General features: G+C 68.6%; 22 protein-coding genes and 2 pseudogenes. 5 read left to right on the top strand and 19 right to left on the bottom strand.

What is annotated here, in order from left to right:
- Positions 1-65: 65 nt before the first annotated feature.
- The 3 genes and pseudogenes from OO52_RS17075 to mobF all read right to left on the bottom strand — a co-directional run bounded on the left by OO52_RS17075 (position 66) and on the right by mobF (position 2,597).
- The gene (locus tag OO52_RS17075; RefSeq protein WP_030643788.1) at positions 66-335 is read right to left on the bottom strand and encodes a hypothetical protein; all 270 of its coding nucleotides are present in this window, start codon (positions 333-335) and stop codon (positions 66-68) included.
- Between the two features lie 158 nt (positions 336-493).
- Positions 494-841: a hypothetical protein gene (locus OO52_RS17080; RefSeq protein WP_030643790.1), complete on the bottom strand. Its 348-nt coding sequence runs from the start codon at positions 839-841 to the stop codon at positions 494-496.
- Positions 810-2,597 (bottom strand): annotated as a pseudogene (gene mobF / locus OO52_RS17085) (MobF family relaxase). Before mobF ends, OO52_RS17080 begins: the two are co-directional and overlap by 32 nt.
- Positions 2,598-3,485: 888 nt before the next feature.
- Between mobF and OO52_RS17090 the strand changes: the two are divergent.
- From OO52_RS17090 to OO52_RS17100, 3 genes are all read left to right on the top strand, one after another.
- Positions 3,486-4,334 carry a hypothetical protein gene (locus OO52_RS17090; RefSeq protein WP_051818335.1) on the top strand — a complete coding sequence of 283 codons (849 nt, stop codon included), beginning with the start codon at positions 3,486-3,488 and terminating at the stop codon, positions 4,332-4,334.
- Between the two features lie 304 nt (positions 4,335-4,638).
- A complete protein-coding gene (locus OO52_RS17095) occupies positions 4,639-5,793 on the top strand; it encodes a ParA family protein (RefSeq protein ID WP_030643797.1) in 1,155 nt (384 codons plus the stop codon).
- Positions 5,790-7,091 (top strand): ParB/RepB/Spo0J family partition protein, encoded by a 1,302-nt coding sequence (locus tag OO52_RS17100; protein ID WP_030643799.1) that lies wholly within the window; start codon positions 5,790-5,792, stop codon positions 7,089-7,091. Before OO52_RS17095 ends, OO52_RS17100 begins: the two co-directional genes overlap by 4 nt.
- Positions 7,092-7,379: 288 nt before the next feature.
- Here OO52_RS17100 and OO52_RS17105 read toward each other — a convergent pair whose 3' ends face one another.
- Positions 7,380-7,763, bottom strand: coding sequence for a hypothetical protein (locus OO52_RS17105; protein WP_030643801.1), 384 nt, complete (start codon positions 7,761-7,763; stop codon positions 7,380-7,382).
- Positions 7,764-8,054: 291 nt separating this feature from the next.
- Positions 8,055-8,531, bottom strand: a complete 477-nt coding sequence (locus tag OO52_RS17110) for a MarR family winged helix-turn-helix transcriptional regulator (RefSeq protein ID WP_030643804.1) — start codon at positions 8,529-8,531, stop codon at positions 8,055-8,057.
- A gap of 184 nt (positions 8,532-8,715) precedes the next feature.
- Here OO52_RS17110 and OO52_RS17115 point away from each other — a divergent pair, with 184 nt between their 5' ends.
- Positions 8,716-9,528, top strand: coding sequence for an alpha/beta hydrolase (locus OO52_RS17115; protein ID WP_280923200.1), 813 nt, complete (start codon positions 8,716-8,718; stop codon positions 9,526-9,528).
- 87 nt (positions 9,529-9,615) lie between these two features.
- On the opposite strand, the gene OO52_RS17120 is transcribed toward OO52_RS17115, so the two are convergent.
- From OO52_RS17120 to OO52_RS47300, 9 genes and pseudogenes are all read right to left on the bottom strand, one after another.
- On the bottom strand, positions 9,616-10,017 hold the full coding sequence (locus OO52_RS17120) for a hypothetical protein (protein WP_063738792.1): 402 nt from the start codon (positions 10,015-10,017) through the stop codon (positions 9,616-9,618).
- Entirely contained in the window at positions 10,014-10,433 is a 420-nt protein-coding gene (locus OO52_RS46030) for a RapZ C-terminal domain-containing protein (RefSeq protein WP_078877184.1), read from the bottom strand. The genes OO52_RS17120 and OO52_RS46030 overlap by 4 nt, the downstream gene beginning before the upstream one ends.
- 89 nt (positions 10,434-10,522) lie before the next feature.
- A complete protein-coding gene (locus OO52_RS17130) occupies positions 10,523-10,702 on the bottom strand; it encodes a hypothetical protein (protein WP_030643809.1) in 180 nt (59 codons plus the stop codon).
- A gap of 29 nt (positions 10,703-10,731) precedes the next feature.
- A complete protein-coding gene (locus tag OO52_RS17135; protein ID WP_030643811.1) occupies positions 10,732-11,481 on the bottom strand; it encodes a hypothetical protein in 750 nt (249 codons plus the stop codon).
- Positions 11,481-12,365 carry an Lsr2 family DNA-binding protein gene (locus OO52_RS17140; protein ID WP_030643813.1) on the bottom strand — a complete coding sequence of 295 codons (885 nt, stop codon included), beginning with the start codon at positions 12,363-12,365 and terminating at the stop codon, positions 11,481-11,483. The genes OO52_RS17135 and OO52_RS17140 overlap by 1 nt, the downstream gene beginning before the upstream one ends.
- 11 nt (positions 12,366-12,376) lie before the next feature.
- Positions 12,377-12,553: a hypothetical protein gene (locus tag OO52_RS51500; protein WP_167347908.1), complete on the bottom strand. Its 177-nt coding sequence runs from the start codon at positions 12,551-12,553 to the stop codon at positions 12,377-12,379.
- Positions 12,554-12,573: 20 nt separating this feature from the next.
- Entirely contained in the window at positions 12,574-12,864 is a 291-nt protein-coding gene (locus OO52_RS17145; protein WP_030643815.1) for a hypothetical protein, read from the bottom strand.
- The gene (locus OO52_RS17150) at positions 12,861-13,304 is read right to left on the bottom strand and encodes a hypothetical protein (protein WP_030643817.1); all 444 of its coding nucleotides are present in this window, start codon (positions 13,302-13,304) and stop codon (positions 12,861-12,863) included. The genes OO52_RS17145 and OO52_RS17150 overlap by 4 nt, the downstream gene beginning before the upstream one ends.
- Positions 13,301-13,750 (bottom strand): annotated as a pseudogene (locus OO52_RS47300) (GGDEF domain-containing protein); the annotation flags it as partial. The pseudogene OO52_RS47300 and the gene OO52_RS17150, both read right to left, overlap by 4 nt.
- 323 nt (positions 13,751-14,073) lie before the next feature.
- Here OO52_RS47300 and OO52_RS17160 point away from each other — a divergent pair.
- Complete coding sequence (locus OO52_RS17160) at positions 14,074-14,592, top strand: hypothetical protein (protein ID WP_037628974.1); 519 nt, start codon at positions 14,074-14,076, stop codon at positions 14,590-14,592.
- A gap of 152 nt (positions 14,593-14,744) precedes the next feature.
- Here the strand turns inward: OO52_RS17160 and OO52_RS17165 are convergent, their stop codons facing one another.
- The 5 genes from OO52_RS17165 to OO52_RS17185 form a co-directional block, all read right to left on the bottom strand.
- Positions 14,745-15,398 (bottom strand): hypothetical protein, encoded by a 654-nt coding sequence (locus OO52_RS17165; protein WP_030643822.1) that lies wholly within the window; start codon positions 15,396-15,398, stop codon positions 14,745-14,747.
- Positions 15,395-16,015: a hypothetical protein gene (locus OO52_RS17170; RefSeq protein ID WP_030643824.1), complete on the bottom strand. Its 621-nt coding sequence runs from the start codon at positions 16,013-16,015 to the stop codon at positions 15,395-15,397. The genes OO52_RS17165 and OO52_RS17170 overlap by 4 nt, the downstream gene beginning before the upstream one ends.
- Positions 16,016-16,096: 81 nt before the next feature.
- Positions 16,097-18,307, bottom strand: a complete 2,211-nt coding sequence (locus OO52_RS17175) for a hypothetical protein (protein WP_324608311.1) — start codon at positions 18,305-18,307, stop codon at positions 16,097-16,099.
- A gap of 126 nt (positions 18,308-18,433) precedes the next feature.
- Positions 18,434-18,781: a helix-turn-helix domain-containing protein gene (locus OO52_RS17180; RefSeq protein WP_030643828.1), complete on the bottom strand. Its 348-nt coding sequence runs from the start codon at positions 18,779-18,781 to the stop codon at positions 18,434-18,436.
- Positions 18,778-19,905, bottom strand: a complete 1,128-nt coding sequence (locus OO52_RS17185; RefSeq protein WP_030643830.1) for a tyrosine-type recombinase/integrase — start codon at positions 19,903-19,905, stop codon at positions 18,778-18,780. Before OO52_RS17185 ends, OO52_RS17180 begins: the two co-directional genes overlap by 4 nt.
- Positions 19,906-20,047: the final 142 nt, after the last annotated feature.

A 20,047-nucleotide genomic window follows, 5' to 3' on the forward strand; every position in this document is an offset into this window, starting at 1 on the left:
GCACCCCAGCCTCTCCTCCGGCGGCATCGCTCCCTTCGGCAGGCCTGGACGAGCTGCCCACCGGGTCAGGGGCTGTCGCCGGACCAGTCGAAACGGCTTCGGTCGCCCGGGCGGAGGTCGTACAGCGCCCGGCCGCCCGGCCCGAACTGCCCGAGGTTCAGCAGGGAAACACTGGTACCGATCTCATCCTGCGTCCAGCCGGTAATGTCCAGCAGCAACCCGTCCAGCGGACCGCCGACCAGTTCGACGTAGCTCCGGCCCGCCAGCGGTCCCGGGTGGTCGGGGTCGGCGCCGTAGACCCGGCCGCGCAGCAGTTGCTCGTCGTCGCTATTCATACCGTCCAGCCTTCCAACCGCCACTGACAATGCTGCTGCTGGCAGCGACGGGCCCGAGGGGATCCACTGAGGGATCTGCCCAGCGCGGCGGAACAGAGCAGTCCGGGGGCGCGGAGGTTGCGGTGCGTCGTCCGCAGCAGGTCGAGTGCATCGCATCGTCACCACAGCCACGCGGTGGAGTGCCGCACCCGGGACAGAGCACGCGCGTCGCGGCGCGCGGCCGCGTTGCCGATCCGGTTCTGCTGGGACCGGGGCCGGCGCGACTGCCCGGCGGCAAGGTGGCGACGTCCGGCGTCCTGGAGTCGCTTCCGCTGCTTGCGCAGCTCCGCCTTCTTCGCCGCCTTCGACTTCGGTTTCCGGGGCCGTTTCCAGGTCGGCTGCCACCCCACGGGCTCGTCGACTTCGGGCTCTTGGTCCTCGTCGAGCGCGGCGGCCATCTTCTCTCGGGCGGCGTGGGCGCGGGCGAGGGCTTCGTCAAGGCTGGGTTGTTCTTCCGGGGTACTCACGCGACTCCTTCTGTGGTGTGTGCTGGGTGCCGGGCTGCTGGGCGTGCGGCGGCGGGACCGCCATCGGGGCAGGCTGCGGACGCAGGCCGTAGGCGGCTTCGCATGCCCGCCGGCTGTTCTGGAGCGTGGCGGCCACCTGCGCGGCGGCGACTTCAAGGGTTTGGCGGGTCTGCTCCACCGCGTCGACGTCGACTCCGGTCTCCGGCTCTAGGAGGCGGCCATCCTTCCGGCCGTCACGGAACGGCCACGGGTGCGACCTCGAGGCGGCGGGCACCGCGACGGCGTGCGGACGGGGACGGGAGCCCAAGCGCTCCGCTCGCCACGCGGCGCGGACCCGGGCGGCCAGGGCGCCGGCGGCCATGCGGGCCCGCTCGTACTGGGGTGCCGTGCGGCTGCGGGTCAGCGGGCGCAGCACGGCCTGGTCCTCGGTGTCGCTCGGGTACAGGGCGCGCAGGTCGGCGGTCATCCTCCGGCCACGTCCGACGGGGCGGGTGTAGTCGTCGACGGCCGCTTGCACGATCTGTTCGTCCAGGCCTGGCTGGTGAGGATGGCCGCGCAGGGCGTAGGCGAGGTGGCGGCGGGCTTCGGCGAGCAGGTGGTGGCGTGCGAACGCGCCGCGCATCACATAGACCACGGCGACGGTGTCCACGGCGGCCAGGGCGATGTCGACCACCGGCCGCACGCGCGCCCACACCGCCGCGGCCGCCGCTCGCGCCCGCGCCGCAAGCCGGTAGACGGTGCAGGCGCCGAACGCCCGGATCGCTGAGGTGCGCCATCGCGTCCGCAGCTCGGTCAGCGACAGCAGCTCGGTGCGCTTGGGCGGGCGGGTCTGGTCGGCGGCCTGACAGGCCAGCGCGTAGGCGGCCCGCTCCCCCGGCGCATGCCCGTGCTTCTCCTCATACTTGGCCGTCAGGACGGGCAGCGCGTCCTCGATCTGCTGACGGCGGGTCGACTGCCAGCCGATAAGCCGCTGGTCGATACCCGCGATCTCCATGACCGGCCGGCGGCGGGGCGTCACCTCGCGCGGCTCCCACGCCCACCCGAGCCGGGCCGTCACCTCCTCCATGAAGTACAGGGTGTAGAGGGTGTCGGCGGCGACTATGTGGGTCATCAGCGAGTTCGCCGACAGGTTGCCCCACCTCCCGTCGTGCGGCCGCCGGGCGCGGATCGACACGACCGCGTGAGTGTGAAGCAGCGGCCTCGATTCCGTGGCTCTGGACTCGTAGTGCCTAAAGACCGCGATGACCAGCCCGTCCTTGACCCGGGCGCGCTCCTTGCCGCCGGCCTTCCAGCGGATCTCCGCGACCGACTCCTCCGTCCACGCCAGGGTCTTGTCGCGGGCGATGACGTCGCACAGCTCCAGCACCCGGCGGTGCCGGTCGTCCATCAGTGCCCATGCGACGTGTGCCGTCGGCGGGGGCCGGAACGTCAGGTCGAAGGCCAGCCAGGGGGTGCGCTCCTTGGCCTTGTCGGTCTTCGGTGAGCGGTTGTGCTCGATGGGCCTGCCCAGCACGGTCGCCCGCCTCGCCTGCGCCGGAGTCTTGCCCTGCGCCAGGAGCTCGCGCTCGATCCGGTCGGCGTCCGGGTGCCGGCCCTCCCCCAGGAGCAGCTCGGCCTGCCGCTCGGTCACCACGTCCCCAGCCGCCAGGCCGAGCGCGGCCAGGCCCCGGCCCTTCCACACACCGGGCGGGACACCGGCTTCGTCCTAGGCGACGCGCAGCGGCGTGCCCGCCCGGCGGTGGCCGTCGCCGACCATCACACCACGGAAGAGATAGCGCCACCCGTTCCCCGGGCGGACTGGCGACATACTGATCATCGGCCCATGAAACCCCAGCGCTGACCTGCGCAAAAGCGCGATCCGGGGTCCTTCCCGCTGGGCGGGAGGGCATCACCAAGTCTTTACCGGAGCGCCCGCCAGGCGGGCTGCCGCGGCAGCCCGAGACGGTAAGCCTCCGGCGTGTGGGCCCGCCCGTGGAGATCACACGAGACGAGAATCGCCTGCACCTGTTGCTGCACGACCACCCGGGAGTTGGTACCTGGGCATCAGCGCCCAGCCGGCGCCTTTCCCTCGACGAGAGAACGTCAAGGTCCGTTGGCGGGCCTCTCTATCGCGAGCGGTGGAAGGAGACTCTGCCGCTACAGGTCGGCAGCGACGCCCGAAGATGTCGTGCGAATGCTGCGCTGAGGCATGCGCGGCGGGGCCGGCTGTCTCCTCGTAGGGAGGGATCGCATCGTCGGGCTGCCCTTCGACGGCATGCCGCCCCGCTGCCTTGTTCACCTTCTTCGCCGCCTCTTTCAGGGACGTGAGGGTGTTCTTCGGGCGCTTGATCTTCTTCGTCGCGAGAGATCGGCCTTGCAATCACTGGACTTCGCTACGTCGCTGGCGCCTTCCGGCGCCGCCAGGAGCTCCCGGACCCGACGGCTGACGTCGGCGACGCGTCGGTCCCAATGGCGGCGTGGAGCCTCGGTTGGTGGATAGGGTGTGGTTCCTGCCGGTTGCGACGACCCGGCTGCTGCATACCCGTGGTACCCGGTTGTCACGGTAGTGCGTTGAGGGTGTGGGGCGCCCACGTCGCTTTTGACCTTGCATGATCAGCAATCCGTGTCTCTGTCTGCCGGCCGGGCGGCTTCAAAGGACTCTGGCATGGCCCACTCTCCTCGCCGTTCCGCCGCCGCGATCCGTCGAGCCTTCTCCGGTGAACACAGGCAGGCAGCCGCACGGGCAGCCCCCCGCGGCTGCGGCCACCTGGGCTTCGACAGTCACGACCCGGGCCAGCTACGGCTCCGAGCGCTGCTCGCCCTCGGCATCTTCAACGCAGGCCCTTTGCAGCAGTGGCCAGGCACATGGGCCATGGCCTCACTGACCCACTACGACCTGACCCTCTCCCCCAGGCACGATGACCTGGTCCTGATCACGCCCACGCCGTCCAACGTGCTCAAGTACCTGGTACCTCGAGGCAAGCCGGTAGGCCTGCCCGGCCTGCGCCTGCACGAAGCAAGGGACGACGCCTTCGTCCTCCGGCATCTGATCACCGGCGCACGCATGACGGTCACCGATCGCCCCCCGGTCTCTCCCTTCAAAGGCGGCTTCGAGCAGGGCCGCCGGGTATGGACCGTGCACCACGGCCTGACCAGCCAGGAGCACGAGGCCTTGGCCGACGTGCCGCCCATGACGGATGACGCGCTGTCACTCCTGGCGGGTCTGATGTCGCGGATCGGGCTGTGCGATCCCGAACGGCGGTGGGCCCTGGGCAACTGGTTCGCGGACCCTCTGGATCGCACGCTTGCGTGGAGCCGCGTGGGGAGGCGCCTGTGGGGTCACGGGGACCGGTGGGAACTGACGTGGAACTGCTTCCCCTTCCACGGTGACGTCGCCATGGCGCTGACCGATCCGCAGGCCGGGATTGCCGGCGCCCAAGCCGTGCAGGATCGCCGGGGCTGGGATGTCCGACTCGGCAACGCCGTACTGGCACTTCGGGCTGAACGAGATTGACCACCAGCGCTACACCTCCAACCGCGATGCACTTCGCCTGCAGGAAGAAGCCCACACCAGGCACCGAGACGCTGATTCGCGGTGCTGACTCGCCGCTCGACGACGCACATCGTGCGCCACATCAGGCTGCTGACGGTTCAAGGCGTGGGGCTGGCCGACGGCCTGCTTGTTGTCCGCGGACAACGTCGTTGGGCCGACGGCTGTGGCGAGGTGAGGAGCTGACCCCTTGTTGTCCGCGGACAACAAGCGAAGGTGACACGCGGTTTGCGTGATTCACGAGCACAGGGGCGAGTAAGGTAGCGCCATGACCGCCCCATACGACCCGAGCAATCGGGAAAAGGTAGTAGCGAAGCTGCCTGGCAACCTGCGCAAAGAGCTGAAGGTTCGGGCAGCGGAGTTGGACAAGGACATTCAGGACGCCGTCACCGAGGGCATCGAGGCCTGGCGCAAAGCCAGGCCTCGTCCGGAAGTGGACACCAGTGGCGGCTCCTCGTTCTCGACCTATCTCCCTGCCGGGCTGTACGGCCAGCTCAAGCAGGTCTGCAAGAAGCGAGGCATCTCCTACAACCAGGGCGTGGCCCAGGCGATCCGCTTCTGGCTGGACAGCAACCCGTCGCCGCGGCCGAAGCCGGCCCGTGTCACGGGGGCCCGCAGGATCATCTTCGGCAACCAGAAGGGCGGCGTGGGCAAGACGTCGGTAGCTGCCGGCGTCGCCCAGGCCCTGGCCGAGACCGGGCACCGCACGCTGCTCATCGACTTCGACCCACAGGGCCACCTCACCGTGCAGCTGGGTCACAAGATGCTGGACATCGACAGCCCGAGCCTGGCCAAGCACATGCTCGGTGAGGCGAAGGGCGAACTGCGTGACCTGCTCGTCCCGATAAAGGGTGGCGACTTCGAGGACCATCTCTGGCTGCTGCCGTCCTGCAAGGACGCCTTCCTGCTGGACGCCAAGCTGGCGACAAGCCGCTACGTCCGTGTCAAGGAGACCGCGCTCGAAAAGGCCCTTGAGCAGCTGGAGAAGGAGTTCGACTTCATCCTCGTCGACTGCCCGCCCAGCCTGGGGTACGCGATGGACACGGCGCTGTACTACTGCCGCACCCGCGAGGGCGAGGAGGAGAACACCTCCGGCATCACGGTCGTGGTGCAGGCGGAGGACTCTTCCGCCGATGCCTTCGACATGCTCGACGACCAGATCCAGGACCTCACAGGCGACCTGGACGTCGACATCGCTCTGCTCGGATTCGTCGTCAACCTCTACGACGCCCGCAAGGGGTTCGTAGCCACGTCCTCGCTCGAGGAGTGGCACAAGATCGGTGACCCGCCTGTCATCGCTGTCGTGCCGGAGCTGAAGGACCAGCGAGAAGCCGTCCGCGTGAAGCAGCCGCTTCTGGTGCATGCCCCCTACGGCGAGCAGGCGGAGGTCATGCGGACGGTGGCCAGGAGGCTCAGCGCATGAGCAGCATCTCGCAGAAGCTCGGAACCGGATCGTCGTTCGGTCAGGTGCGACGAGAGCGCAGCGCTCGCGGCAAGGCGAAGGCCATTACCGAGGGCGAGATCCCGGCCTACGAGCTGGTCAAACTGCGCTTGGACGAGGTGTCGCCCACGCCGCTCAATCCGCGCCGTAACTTCGGCACAGACGAGGAGATGACGCGATTCGGGGAGGAGCTGCGCCAGGCGCAGCTGGCGGCCTGCGTGGCAGTCACCCGGGGCGCGTACCTGGCTCTGTGGCCCACCCATGAAGAGGCCATCGGGTCTTGTCTCCACGTCCTGATCAACGGCGAGCGCCGGTTTCGAAGCGCTGTACACGTTGGCCTCGACACGCTCGACTTCGTGATCCGGGACGACCTGGCGTCTTCCCGTGAGCAGTTTATAAAGCACCTGCTGGAGGAGAACCTCAACCGGGAAGACTTCGACGTCATCGAGCGGGCACGCGGTGTTGAGCAGTTGGTGACTGTCTGCGCGGAGGAGAACGAGCGCGGAGCTCGGGCCCGTGCCGCAGAACAGCTGGGCAAGGACCGGTCGTGGGTGACCAATCAGCTGATTCTGCTCACGCTGCCCGTTGAGATTCAAATGATGCTTAGTGCCGGCACGATGTCCGAGCGCGATGGCCGGGCCCTCGCCCGTCACCTCAAGGAGAACCCCGGACTCGACGCTGCTGCCCTGCTGGCGCACCTCCAGCAGATGAAGGATGCCGCTGCCGAGGCGAAGGCTCTGGAGAAGCAGGCAGTTGCAGCGGCTCGTCAGGGCTTGTTGTCCGCGGACAACGGACCGCAGGAGACTTCACTGGAGCCGACGGCGTCAGCCAGTTTGTTGTCCGCGGACAACAAGGTGAACGTTCCTGCGCAAGGGCAGCCGAGTCAGGAGAGCCCTGCTCCTGTCCGCTCTACTTCCTCTGGCGGAGCAGACGCCCACGAGACGGAGGCCGGCCGTGCGGCGGCTCCCCCGGAAGTGTTGTTGTCCGCGGACAACGACACACGACAAGACAGAGAGCCCGGTGGCCCCGGCTTTGCGGCAGGTGCTGAGCCAACGGTCGCAGGCGATGACGGCGCGGCGGACACGGCCAAGGACGGCCAGCCACGCCAGCTACCGTATGACGACGCCTTGTTCCTGGCCCACCACTTGCACCGGAAGATGAAGCCTGCGGACTTCACCCAGGTCGCCCGGGTCCTCATGAGCATCATGCGGGAGCAGCACCCCGACGAGTACACCGCCCTCCTTCAGGAGCTGACCGTTCAGGAGCAGCAACTCGCCTGACGCGCAGAAAACCGAGGCCCGTCTTCCCCGCGCTTCTGGCGGGGGAGTGCGGGCCTTCGCGTCGCTCAGCTGGGTGCTCAGGCAACTCGAGCGCTTCCCCTGGGCTGGGAAATAGTGCAGATCCCGTGCCGCGTGAGGCAACGTTCGCCGTGTTGTGAAGCGTGGCCCTGTGCTGATCGGGGCGGCGGTGTGCGTCATGCTGTTTGGCGGAACAGCCACGTCGTGGACAGGCGCCTCAAAGCCCTCGTGGTCAGGGGCAACTTTTTTGATTCGGCGCGGGATGCGGCGTCACCACAGGTGCAGGAAGCTCCGGACATCGTCGTAACCGTCGAGGGCCCGTCCGTCCACGTCTCTCGGGTCGGCCTCGGCCCGCGCCGCCAGCGACTTGGCGAGCGCGAGGGCCTCATCGCTGAGTCGCCCGAAGCGTCGAGCGGTGTGGCCCAGGCACAGGCCGGCCAGCCCGAGCAGTGGACTTCCCGACACAGCGCGCGTCCCGACCTGCACGCACCAGTACTCGACAAACTCCGCGTCGTCGTCGTTCAACGCTGTCCCGACCAGGACGCTCGCTGCCTCGCCCTCCGCCGAACGGTCACGCAGGGCCCGCTCCATCATCTCGACTACCGCCTCGTGCGGCAGAGCCGGAGGGTTCTCGAAGATCAGGTGGGAATGCACTCCACGACACTACGCGGACCGCATCCGACATCTGCCCGCTGCCATCCGTCTCCCGGCTCGATGCGCCGGCCGAGCTCACTGAACTGGAGGGTGCTCGCTCTTTCCTCTGCCGAAGCGGACGCCCACGAGACCGAAGCTGGCCTTGCGGCTTCCTCCCCGAAGGCGTTGTTGTCCGCGGACAACAACACCCCACTAGGGCGCGTATCGAGTCGTGATCAATCTGCGGGATTCGCCTCGCAACGAAGGCTGATCACATGGCCAGCGGGGGATCGGACTGGTTGCACATGCCGGTCAGCCTGTGGGTAGGCCGATTTGATGGCGTTCGAGCACGGAGCGGAGCTCCGAAAGGACCTGGACGGCGGCCAGTCCTGAGGGGCCACCGAGGGCGCCTGCGGTCAACTCGGCCAGCGTTTCAGTGAAGGTCGCCTCCGCCGCCTCGACGAGTTGCAGGCCGTCATCGGTCAGGTCCAGCAGTGATGAGCGACGATCCGATGGATTGGTTCGCCGCATGACCCATGCCTGCTTCTCCAGACGGTCGATGCCCTTGCTGGTCGCACCGATGCCGATGGCGAACTCCGCGGCAAGGTCCGCCACCCGGGACCCAGGGTGGTCGCGCAGGAAGCGCAGGAATTCGAACTGCGAGGTGACGATTCCGTGCCGCTCGCGAAGACGGTCGTTCAGCGCGTTGTAGAGGCGCGTCTCACAGCGAACGAGGTCGGCGAAGAAACCGGGGAGGTCGACCCGGCCACCGCTTGACTTAGATGCCATGGCATATATCTTAGCATCCATACAGATGCCTGGGAATATAGTTCCTTGGCATGCACTCGTGTTGGAGGCGGCAGTGAGCAGGCAACAGCGCGCGGAGATCGACGCGATGGTCCGGCGGCCCCGGCTTGAGGGTCCTCGGTCGGTGGAGGAGCTCCGCGCCGGGTTTAGGGCGATGATGGCCGAAATGATCGTCCCGGCCGGGATCCGCACCCGGACCGCGACGCTCGGCGACCGGCCCGCGGTGCTCGTCGAGCCGGCCGGCACTGCGAAGGCCGGGACGATCCTCTACTTCCATGGCGGCTCCTACGTGGTCGGTTCACCGGAGACGGCGATGTCGCTGACGGGGAACCTGGTGACCAGAACAGAATTCAGGGCGTTCTCGTTGGATTACCGGCTTGCCCCTGAGCACCCGTTCCCGGCCGCGATCGAGGACGGGCTGAGCGCCTACGGCGCACTTCTCGACAGCGGCGAGGACCCTTCGGCGATCGCGTTCGCCGGGGACTCCGCCGGTGGCGGCCTCGCTGTCGCCACCTGCCTCGCCGCTCGCGGCTCGGGCCTGCCCATGCCCGCCGCGATCGTGGCGTTCTCCCCTGGACTCGACATGACCCGGACAGGCGGGAGCATGGACAGCAAGGCGGGCATCGATCCGTTCTTCACGCGTGCGGGCCTGGAGCACACCGGGGCCATGTATCTTGCGGGACAGGACCCACACCAGCCCATGCTCAGTCCCGCCATCCGCGCCGACCTGACCGGTTTTCCTCCGATGCTTCTGCAGGCGGGCACCAACGAAATGCTCCTGGACGACTCCACACGCATGGCCACGCGCGCGAGGGAAGCCGGAGTGGACGTCATCCTGGACGTCACCGCTGACGTTCCACATGTCTTCCAGGCGTTCGCCGGCGTCCTGGACGAAGCCGACGAGGCACTGGAGCGCGCCGCTCTCTTTCTCCGTCAGCACATCCGCACCAAGGGCACGGCACACACGTCGGCAAGCTGAAGACGGCATACGCCCTCATGCACGCCCCGGGCCCTGGCTCGCCGTTCCCCCCTTGCAGCGTGGGCCCCGCCCCGCTCCGAGGGCCAGTCATGACCCCGAGGCCCGTCCGCCGTAAGCAGTCTCCCTCCCGGGGATGAGGTGCCGTAAGAAGACGCCGTGTGTGAGGACGGCGCGCGGGAGGCAGGGGATGAGCGTCGAGGGGTCGCCGCCGGGGTACAGGTGCAGGCCACGCCAGCCGTGGACCCGGGCCATGTACGCGGCGGCGGCCTCGATGATGTCGGTCCACCGTTGGTGGCCGAGGACGACGAAGCCGACCGGGTAGAGGTGGTCGTCGGTGGGGTTGTCGATACCGGTGACGAGCAGGGCGCGATGGACGAGGAAGCCGTTCTCCACTGCGTCCTCGCCGGGTGTCCAGAGTTGTTCGGCGGGGTGCATGGTGCCGTCGTCGCCCTCGCTGGTCACGAGGTGGTACAGGCCAGTGGTCGTCATGCGCTCGCTCCGGTGCTGATGTCGGCTGCCTTGAGGACGCGCGGGAGATGGACGTGGAGGTGTTCGACGTCGACCTGGTGGCCGCAGGCGCGCAGTTCGCGGGCCAGGAGTTCGGCGAGTGCGGATGCCCTGTGCTTGCCGCCTGCACAGCCGATGGCGATGCGGCGGGGGCCGGCGGGCAGGCCGGCGTAGTCGGCGAGGTTGGCGAGCAGCTCGCGGGCGCCGGGGGTGTTCAGGACGACGTCCTGGACGCGGGGGTTGAGGCCGTCGAGGTTGAGGATGTCGCGGGCGGCGGCCGGGTCACGCAGCCGGTCGCGGACGTCCTCGATCCGGTCGGCGGCGGGCGGAACGGGGGAGCCGTCGGGGCTGGTGGGCAAGTGCAGGTAGCCGAACGAGATCAGGCGGATCGGATGCACAGGTGCCTCCTGCTCGGTGGCGGGAATGTGAAGCGCCGCGCCTGGCCGGGAAGGGCGGGGCGGGGCGCGACGCTCCAAGGGGGGCGGTGCTACTGGGTGGTGTCGGTGATCACCAGGAACTGGTCGCTGTGCAGGTCCATCACGACCCGGGCGTCCGGCCGTCCTTGGGTGCGCTGTGCGGCGGCGTACTCTTCGGCCGGCCAGGAGCCGCGGGGGCCTCCGGCGGGGAACCGTTCCAGGACGGTGCGTTGGGGCTGGGTGGGCTTCAAGGTCGCCTCCTTTCGGGGGTGGCTGGCGGTCACGGGTCGGTGTCCTCGGGTGCGGGGATGTCGCCGAACATGTCGTCCATCGCCTGCGTGACGGCGGCCCGGTTTTCGGGGCGGGTCGCGTTGAGGACGGTGTTGGTGAGGTCGATCAGGTCGATGTCCTCGAACAGCTCGGTCAGGTCCGCGATGGTCTCCGGGTCCAGGACGACACCGTCGGGGCGTTCGCTGTCCAGGTAGCAGTTCATGGCGTCGACGTAGTCGGCGAGCCGGTGGGCCATGGCCGGGGTGACGTCGAAGCTGTGGCAGTGCTCCAGGCCGGAACCGAGGGCCCCGGTCGGGCTGATGTGGATGCGGATGCTCTGCCCGGGGCCGGGTGCGGCCTGTCCGAAGCCGGTGAGGGCTTCGGCGAGAGCCGCGATCGCACTGTTGCGGTCCGCGTCCGCGTCTATCGATGTCGCGGTGTCCGCGTCGTCTCCGGTCGCGTCCAGTAGCGGCGCTTCCCAGAGGACTTCGAGGGTGTCGGCGTGCAGCCGGATGACCCCGTCGGCGGTGTCCGGGAGCGTGAGGTGGCCGATGACGCGGAGCAGGTCGCCGGGCTGCCGTTCGGTGAGCATGGCGCGCGCGATGCCCGGGTCCATGGTGGTGCAGGGAATGACTGCTTCTTCCACCAGGTGGTCGGTGCCCATGGAGCAGTTCAGCCGCCAGTAGGCGGTGCCGGCGCGGTCGCCGGGTTCGGGTTCGGCGGCCAGGTAGCCGTCCAGTGCGAGCGGTATGGCGTCCATCAGCTCGCCTCCGCCAGGTTGGTGGTGCGGTGGGCGGCGTCGTAGGCGTCGATGACGACCTTGGCCGGGTTGCCCCGGTCGGCGACCTGGTAGCCGTTGGCGCGGGCCCACGTGCGGATCGCGGCCAGCTCTTCCTTGCTGCGCTTGCCGGTGGGAGCCGCCGGATCCGGAGCGGGAGCCAGGCGCGGGGCGGCCTGTACCGCCGTGGCGGTGTGGCCGCCGGCCTTCACCGCACGCAGCTGCGCCTGGGCGGCTTCCAGTTCGGCCTTGGCCTTCGCGACGCGCTCCTCTGCCTGGCGCTGCGCTTCGTCGTCGGCGCGGCGCTCGGTCAGCTCGGCGAGATCACTGCGGACGCGGGCGGCCCGGTTGCGGATGCTGGCAGCGGGGTGGTTCTCCGCCCACGCGAGCAGGGCCTCGATGCCGTCGGCGTCCATCGTGCTGTCGGGCGCCGCGGCCGTCTCCGGGATGCCCGTGCCGGCCCCGGTGTCCGCGCCGGAGGCGGGCAGTCCGGCGTGCCGGACTGCCTCGGCGTGTCGGAGGGCTTCGGTGAGTTCGTCCTGTGACAGGCCGAGGGTGCCGCGGACGTGCTCGGGGCTGTCGCCGTTGTTCAGCATGGAGACGGCGGTGGCGATGAAGGCGTTGACGGTTCCGGTGGGCATCGTCACTCCGGTCGGGGAGTCGTCGGGGGTAGTGAGGTGCGGGAGCAGGCGTACGAGGTCGTCCTCGCCGCAGGGCAGACCGAGCGCGCCCAGCAGGTCGATGAGGTCGGCCTTGTCGCGGGAGTGGTGAGCGACCGCCAGGGAGGCGGCCGCGTTCTGACCGTCGCCGAGCGGGGTGAGTTCGAGGTCCTCGGCTGCGAGTGCCTCTTTCATGTAGGTGAACATGACCGGCCCTCCTACGCGGCCCTGGTGCGGGACGACTTGCGCAGGGCGATGTCCAGCAGCTCGCGGTTGCGCTTCTGCTGTTCGGGGGTGAGCGGGCGGGCCTTCGCGCTGTGGCGGTGCCAGAGCGGCGAGGCCGGCGGCTCGGGGTAGGCGAGGGCGTGGTCGACGTCGCGGTCGGTGCTTCTCATGGAGGTCCCCCAGGTGGAGGTCAGGCGTGGTCGCCTTGGCCCTTGGACTTGGATTTCGGCGCGAGGTCGGAGGCGAACCGCCCGCGGCGGGCCTCCACGGGGTTGGCGGTGATCCAGCCCTCCGCGCATGCCTTGTGCACGGGCTCGCCGGAGTGGGAGCGCATGGGCGTGGGCTGGCCGCACAGCGTGCAGGGAAGGTCCTGCCAGCGGTCGAAGTGCTGGGCGTCGCGCCAGACGAGAAGCTCGCCGGGAGCCGGGATCAGGCCCGGCTCGAACGGCGGCTTCTCCTTCGTGCGTCCCTGGCGGGTCACGGCCGGAAGGCGGGCAACTGCTGGAACACGCGGTCCAGCAGGCCCTCGGCCGGCTTCCACGGCCCGAGCTGCCCAGCGGCGGGGACCGGCAGCGGCAGCTCCTGCACGTCCTCAAGGACCAGGTGCCAGGCGCCGGCCTGTGCCCACGGTGTGCAGGGCTCGGTGCCTTCGGGGTCCTGGTGGCAGTCGATCAGGCGCGCGATGCCGATCACGGCTCCGGTGGTCAACTCGCGGCCGCGGATGGTGCGGGCGATCAGCGGGACGCGCAGGGCGGGCCGGTCGATCCGCTGGCCCGCGTGCAGGAGCATCCAGCCGCGCCAGCTCCAGGGGCGGGGGCGGTTTTCGATGCCCTTGGCGCCGGTCAGGATGCAGGTGGCGTGCGGCTGCTGGACGCTGATGCCGCGGATCCAGTCGCTCTGCGGGAGGGGCGCGGTGCTCATGCTGCCCGCCCCCAAATGGCCGTTCCCGGGCGCCCGGCGCGGCGGCCGTTGATGGACGGCACCGTGGTGTGCGCGGGCGAGGCGACGGCGGCGCGGCCCGAGTGCTTGCCGTCGTAGAGGGCCGCGTCGGCGGCCCGCTGCAGCACGCTCAGGTCGCGGGTGCCGAGGACGTCGGTGGTCGCGGCGCCGACCGAGGCGGCGACGTCGACGGTGCGGCCGTCCTCGAGGACGACCGGGGTGTGCAGCATGCGGACCAGCTGCGCGAGGCGCTGCTCCGTGCGTGCGGCGGGCAGCGGCAGGACGACGGCGAACTCATCGCCTCCGAGGCGGCCGACGGATGCGCGGGGGCCCGCCCACGCGGTGAGCCGGGCGGCGGTCGCAGCGAGGACGGCGTCGCCGGCCTGGTGGCCCATCGTGTCGTTCACGTCCTTGAAGTGGTCCTGGTCGGAAGCGCGCGGGTTCCCGGAATCCTGAACGTTGGTAAGCCGGAACCTGCATGCCAGCTGATGGCTGCGGCGGTCCCACGCGCGTGTTCCGGCCTAGCTGACGGGACATGGTGAGCGAAGCCCGGTTCTGCCAGGAGGATTGGGAAGACCACGGCTGATCTGAACGACGCATCCTGCTTGGGACTTCGACGACGGCGACGAACTCACCCGGCGACCGCCCTGACAGGCTGCTCTGGACGATCACCGAACTGGGCGCTGGTCCGCCTGTCCTGTGCGGAGATCAGCAAGTGGTGCCTTGTCCGGATAGTTGAGGGAGTTGGCGGGTGTCCGCATTGGACTTCTACGCTCACGTCGCCGTTTGCGGTGAGGTCCTGGGAGTTGGCCTCGGTGCCGACCCCGAAGCCTGGGAAGCCGCCCTGGGGGCGGCATGCCTCGATGTTCCCGGTGGTGGCCTACTGCGGCGGGACTACGGGCTCGTGGAAGTCAACTTCTCGCCGGACCAGCCAGGGCGGCAAGGGCAGATGTCGTGCTTCGGCTTCGGCGTGAAGATCCAACGACTGCTGTACGACCAGTCCCCGAGCACCGTGCCGTCCCCGCTCTCGCGGGAATACGGGGAATTCGCACCCAGAGTCCCCTTCAAGGAACTGCAGACCGCCATCCTGGCCCTGGGCCACACGATCGAACTCGACAAGCACAACACGTCGAGTGACATGGACTGCTACCGCGTATCCGCGTCCGCCGCCCGCATCCACGTCGTCGCTGACCCTGACCCGTACGGGTCAGGCGACCCAGATCCAGACGGACATCAGAGGGGCGACGTCTGGTCCGTCGACGTGTGGTGACCAGCCGGGCGGCCTCCCGGCAGCACCCGTGACATCTCTTCGCTACGAGGAGCGCCGGGCAACGATCACCTGCGCGGCGGGCAACGATCTGAAGAGCGCGCGCCACCCAGCTGATCAGCCACACTCAAGCCCCCCGTGCCGCATCCAACCGGCTAGCCCGCAGGCCAATGTGGGTTCGGCATGCCGTCATCGCTCATGTGCGCCCGCTGCCAGATCCCTTTCCAGTTGAACGGCGTCTCCGGGACGAACCGGTGCCGCTGCCCGCACGGACATGGCGCCAGCACCCACGCGCACCCACGGCACAGCTCTACCCAGCCGTGCCCGGTCGAGTTCGACACCAGCGGTCTCTCGTCCCCGCAGGCGGGGCAGCCGGGGAGGTCGGCGCCGTCCAGAATCGCGTTCTGTCGCCGGACGTACTCAGGCAGCCGCAGCGACGGATGGTGAAACGGGTCTTCATACCAGGCGCGGTTCGGGCCCTCCCACCAGCTCCGCAGCCACCACGGTCGCGGGTTCACTACAGCCCGCCGTCCCGCCCGCTTTTCCGCCCGGCGTTGCGCGGCGTACTCCTCCGCTCGCGCGAGCCACAGCACCCGCGCCTCATGCAGTTCCTCCACCGCCCGCACCAGCGCGTCCGGGTCCGCCTCCAGCCGCCGGGGGATCGCGGCGCTGAGCGTGAGGTGGTGGTACGTCGCCCGGAAGCCGTACGGAGCAAAGAGGGTGATGCAGGTCCGCAGCGCGCTGTGCCGGCGGCGGAGGGGGAGACGGGCGTCGTGCACGTGCGCTCGGTGGGTCAGGAAGCTGGTCATTGTATGGGCGCCAGGTCCAGTACCCGTGCCAGGGCGGCAGTGACGGCGGCGGCGTGTGCTGGCAGGTGTTGTTCAGCCCAGATTCCGGCAAGACCGTGGAAGTCCTGCAAATCCTGCTGGGCACCCGCGACGAGCCTGCGTGCCTGGTCCACCGACAGATCGATCACCGGGCTGTCGTCCGTCCCGTAAGCGTCGAACGTCAGCCGGACAATGTCGCCAACGCGTTCGGCCACCGACGACGGATCGTGGCCGAAGTAGGAGCAGCCGGTGCCGTCGAGCACCTCCAGCCAGTCCCGCCAGGTCTCCAGACCGTTGCAGCAGCCCGGCTCGACGAAGACGGTGTCGGTGGCATTCTTGGTCACCCGGAACCCTCCGGCGGCGAACAGATCAGGCATGGTGAGCAGCCCGTGCAGGAATGTGCCGAGCGGGTCGGTCGGGCACGGCCCGTGCTCCTCCTCCGGCTCGAAGTCGTTGCAGGCGGCGATCTGCATAACCGCCGTGCCGACCTCCGCCGGAGTGAGCTCCCCGTTCAGCACGAGGTAGCCATATGACTCGTGCTCGCCAACCGGCCAGAGCGCGAAGTCGTCGGCGGCGGAGATCTCCAGAACGGGTTGCATCACAATCACATGGGGATGATGCCGGACCCACTGCTACACCGCCACGGGCTTTCAGCTGGCATCGGGCTCGGATCGGGCCTGCTACCTGGGCAGTTTCGCGGTGCGCTCCGGGCAGGCGGCGCCGACATAGCGCATGGCGGTCTGCGCGGTGATCCCGAAAAGCCGCATCAGCTTGAGGGGATCACCGGTGGCAAACGCCTCGTTGAGCATGCGGTCCTGCCGCAGGCCGACGAGCGTGACGTTCTTGGGGAGGGTTCTGCGAAGCAATGTTCTGCTGACCACCGGATGATCTGGGTCGAGGGCGGTCTTCTGGCTGACGAGAAGGTAGGGGTTCGCCGATGCCGGCCAGCGGTGGTGGCGATAGGCGAGCCACTCGCTGGCGAGTCGGTGGGTGAATTCCTCCAGGTAGAGGGTGTGCCGCAGCAAGCCGCGGCGGACTTCAAGAGTGCCGCGAGCAAGGTTGAGGTCGTTCGTCCGAATCGTGCGAAGCTCTTCACCAGGCAGCGCGTGAATGGCCACCAAGGCGATGACCAGGCGGCTGAGCGGAGACTTTGCCTGATCCATCAGTCCGGCCAGTAGATCGCTGCGCATGGACTTCGGGAGTCCCTTCAGGTGACCGACCGAAAGCTGGCGGGTCGGGTCCCGGAAAACCATCCGTTCCCGCTTGAGCGCCTTGAACAGGCTGCGCAGGCTCACCGCGACCTGCTGGCGCTCTTGTCCTGACAGGCCGGAGACTACCGCCTCAATATGGTCAGTCGTGATCTTTCGCAGAGTGGTCACGCCGGCGGCTGTCCACGTGGTGAGGACGGGTTCAATGTGGGCGAGGTAACGGCGAATGCTGCGGTAATCGCGGACCTCGCCCTCGCGGCGCCCCTGGCTGCGCAGAAGGGTCACCCATGCGTGGATCTCGCTGGCGAGCGGGTCCGGGAGGACACTGATCGCGACCTGGATCCACGCGAGATTCACGTCCTGGCGGCGGTCCGGATCATCAATGAGCAGACCATGAGAACGGAGGAACTGACAGACCGGCTTCGCCGCGAGAGTCGCAGAACAACTGGCCAAATCGTGGACATCGCGCTCCAGGATGGCGTTCTCAGCGCCCAGCCAGTGCACCAGGATGGTCAGCGTGCGGATGTTCTTGCGGTAGTCAGGCGTCCGACGATCGAGGATGAGCTGGTCGAACTCCTCGACCAGCCGCCGAGCTTCCTCCGACAGCGGCAACTCGCCAGGACCTCGGCGCCCCAGGCGGGCCAGCACAGGCGACCAGTCGCGTCGGAGATTGAAGAGCGTTTCCTGCCCGCGGGCGGCGTGAGGCGCCGCTGTCCCGTCGGCTCCACGGAGCGATTGGTCTCCGATCAATGGCTGAACCCCTGCCGTAGTACCGGCGGGCAGGTCGATCTGGAGTTGCGTGGCTCGCGCTGGGTGAGTCCCTGCCTCGTCGAGGAGGCGATAGGGGTAGCACCCGCGACAGTGACCGCGACGCGAGGGAAGGTCCTCGCGCCGGCAACGCAGGCACCGGCTTCGGGCGTACTTCTCGCGCCAGTGCTTGCAGGGGTTGCAGCGGAACCCTCGCCAGCCACCGGGGATCCACGCATGGCAGTCCCGGCACTGGCGCGGCGTGAGCGGCGGCTGGGATGCCGGAACGGTGATGTAGGGCGTGCTGGGCTGATCGGCCGGGTAGAACCGCAGAGGCTCCGACGCCTCGGCCAGCAGCCCAGCGCGCAGGAGGATCACACGGACCGCGTCCCCTCTGCTCGGCAGCTCCCGTAGGGACGCTTCGGGTACCAGGTCGGTGCCCTCGGCCTCACTGACTGCCAAGGCGAGACGCACCATCTCGGCGACCCTGTAGTACCACCCTCGGTTGAAACGATGCTCGCTCGCCAATGCGACGAGCGCCTCTCGGGCCCGATCCCAGCCGGATACCGGTCGGTCGGCGATCGCCCGGACTGTCGTCACAGTCAGCGTCCTGGGCAGGGTAAACAGCGGAAGCTGCCCCCGAGTCGCCGGCTTCAATACTTCGGCAGGAGGCTCGTCGAGGTTTGTGCGTGCTTGGTTGAGCTTCCGCTTCCAATCCGCCATCACATCGCGCCCGCCGCCCACACCCCGGCGCAGGGGCCGTGCCGAAATCGACCCGTCTCGGTAGCTCCCGATCGTCAATTGAAGGGCACGCGGTCGCGCCTCCTCGATGCCCAGGGCCCACTGTGCGTCGTCCTCGACCCGGATAGCCTGTAGGCAGGAACGGCACAGCCCGTCGGTGTTCAGGTAGCCGTCATGGAGGCAACGCGGGCACACGCCTCGTCCTCGATGCTTCTGCTGCCAGGCTTTGCACCCAGCGCACACCCAGCTGTGGTGCAACAGGACCCAGCCCAGACACGACTCGCAACTCCGGGCCACACCCCGGTCCGGTCCCATCGGCTGTCAGCTCGGCGGCAGTGAGCGAGGCCCGCTGCCGTGCCGGGTACGCGGCACCGGCCGCAGCGGGCCGGCTGGCAGCTGTGACTCAGCGCCAACGGCCTGCTGGCCAGACTCCGGCGCTGCCTGCGTGTCTGCGAGCGGCTCCGCCTGAAGCAGATCAGCAACCGTGCAGTTCAGCGCCGTACAGATCTTGTCGAGGTCATCGAGGCGTACTGTGACCGGGGCACCGCCCCACAACGCGGCGACCTTGCTCAGCGAGGGGTTAAACCCCACCTGCTGGAAGGCCGCCAGCACCTCGGTAGGCCGCCACAGGTCACGCTGGGCCGCCACCATCCGCAGATTCCACTTCACCGCAGGTTCCCCCTGTCCATCACCAGTCGTTGCGCCGCCTGCGAGCTCGCGGCCAAGTTCGCCACCTCCGGATCGGCGTGCGCGGTCGCCATGTACCGAAGTGTCGTGGTGGCCCAGTCGTGCCCTAGGACCTTCTGCACCTCCCACAACGTCATCCCGCGCTCGTAGTTATGGGTCGCGCAGGCGTGCCGCAGCAGGTGCGGGAACAGGTCGGCGACCGGGCCCGCGAGGTAGTTCGTAGCCGCAGCGTGTAGCGACCGCCGGAATGTAGAAGGGACGATCGCCGGGGCGATCGGTAGATTCAGAGCGGCTACCGCAGTCGGCTTGCGTTCCGACGGCCACAGAGGCGCCCGTGGGTGTTCGGTGTCGTCCCCGAACTCACCCCGGATCTCTTCGATGTACCACCACAACAGGGCGCGCCCCTCCTGGAACATGTACGCCTCGCGAGGCCGGGGCCCGGAAGCGCGGGCACCCTTACCTTGGACAACGAAGCGACCCCACTGGCCGTGCTCCCAGTGAATGTCACCCATGCACACCCCGCACAGCTCCGCGGCACGGACACCGGACAGGTAGGCGACCTTGGTCATCACATAGTCGCGGCAGGCGACGAAGTACTTCCGTGCGTTCGGCAGGTCCTCGCGCCAGCGCGAGAAGAAGTCGCGCATCGCCGTCTGTGATGGCGGGATCCGAAGCCCGAAGTCCCCACGGTGCCGGGGCCGGTTGAACAGGTCGATCGGTGACTCAACTGCAGCACCAAAGCGCCGCATGATCTCGCCGGCATACCGCTGTTCAAGGAAGGCAAAGTACGCGTCGATCTTGTTGATCTTCGCGCGCAAAGTCGAAGACGCTCGTTTCCCAGGTCCCGCGAAGTACCGGTCGACCTCCCTCGGCGACAGCTGCCAGGGAACCGTGCCGTAGTAGTTGCATACTTCGATGACTGGCTTGACCAGACCATCAAGGGTGGCCGGTGCCAGCCCTGCCGCGTCCCGGGCCCACTGGTACTCCGAGAGCGTGTCGAGGAAGAAACTCTCCTCATCATGCGCCGAAACCCGGGCCTGCCGACGGCGCTGTAGCGTCACGACATCCGCCAGCCCGGACTCCACCGCCACGGCTGCCGGGTCCACCGGAGTGGCGGAATCCCCCGCAGGGCTGAGGAGTCTCAGCAAACGACTTTCGGAATCTGACACGATCACGGAAATTACAGGCATCACTCGTGGAATCTGCGAGTTACTGCGGAGATCCCACACCTTCGAGTGAAGGCCCGCC

The organism is Streptomyces flaveolus (assembly GCF_000716535.1).
Lineage (GTDB): Bacteria > Actinomycetota > Actinomycetes > Streptomycetales > Streptomycetaceae > Streptomyces > Streptomyces flaveolus_A.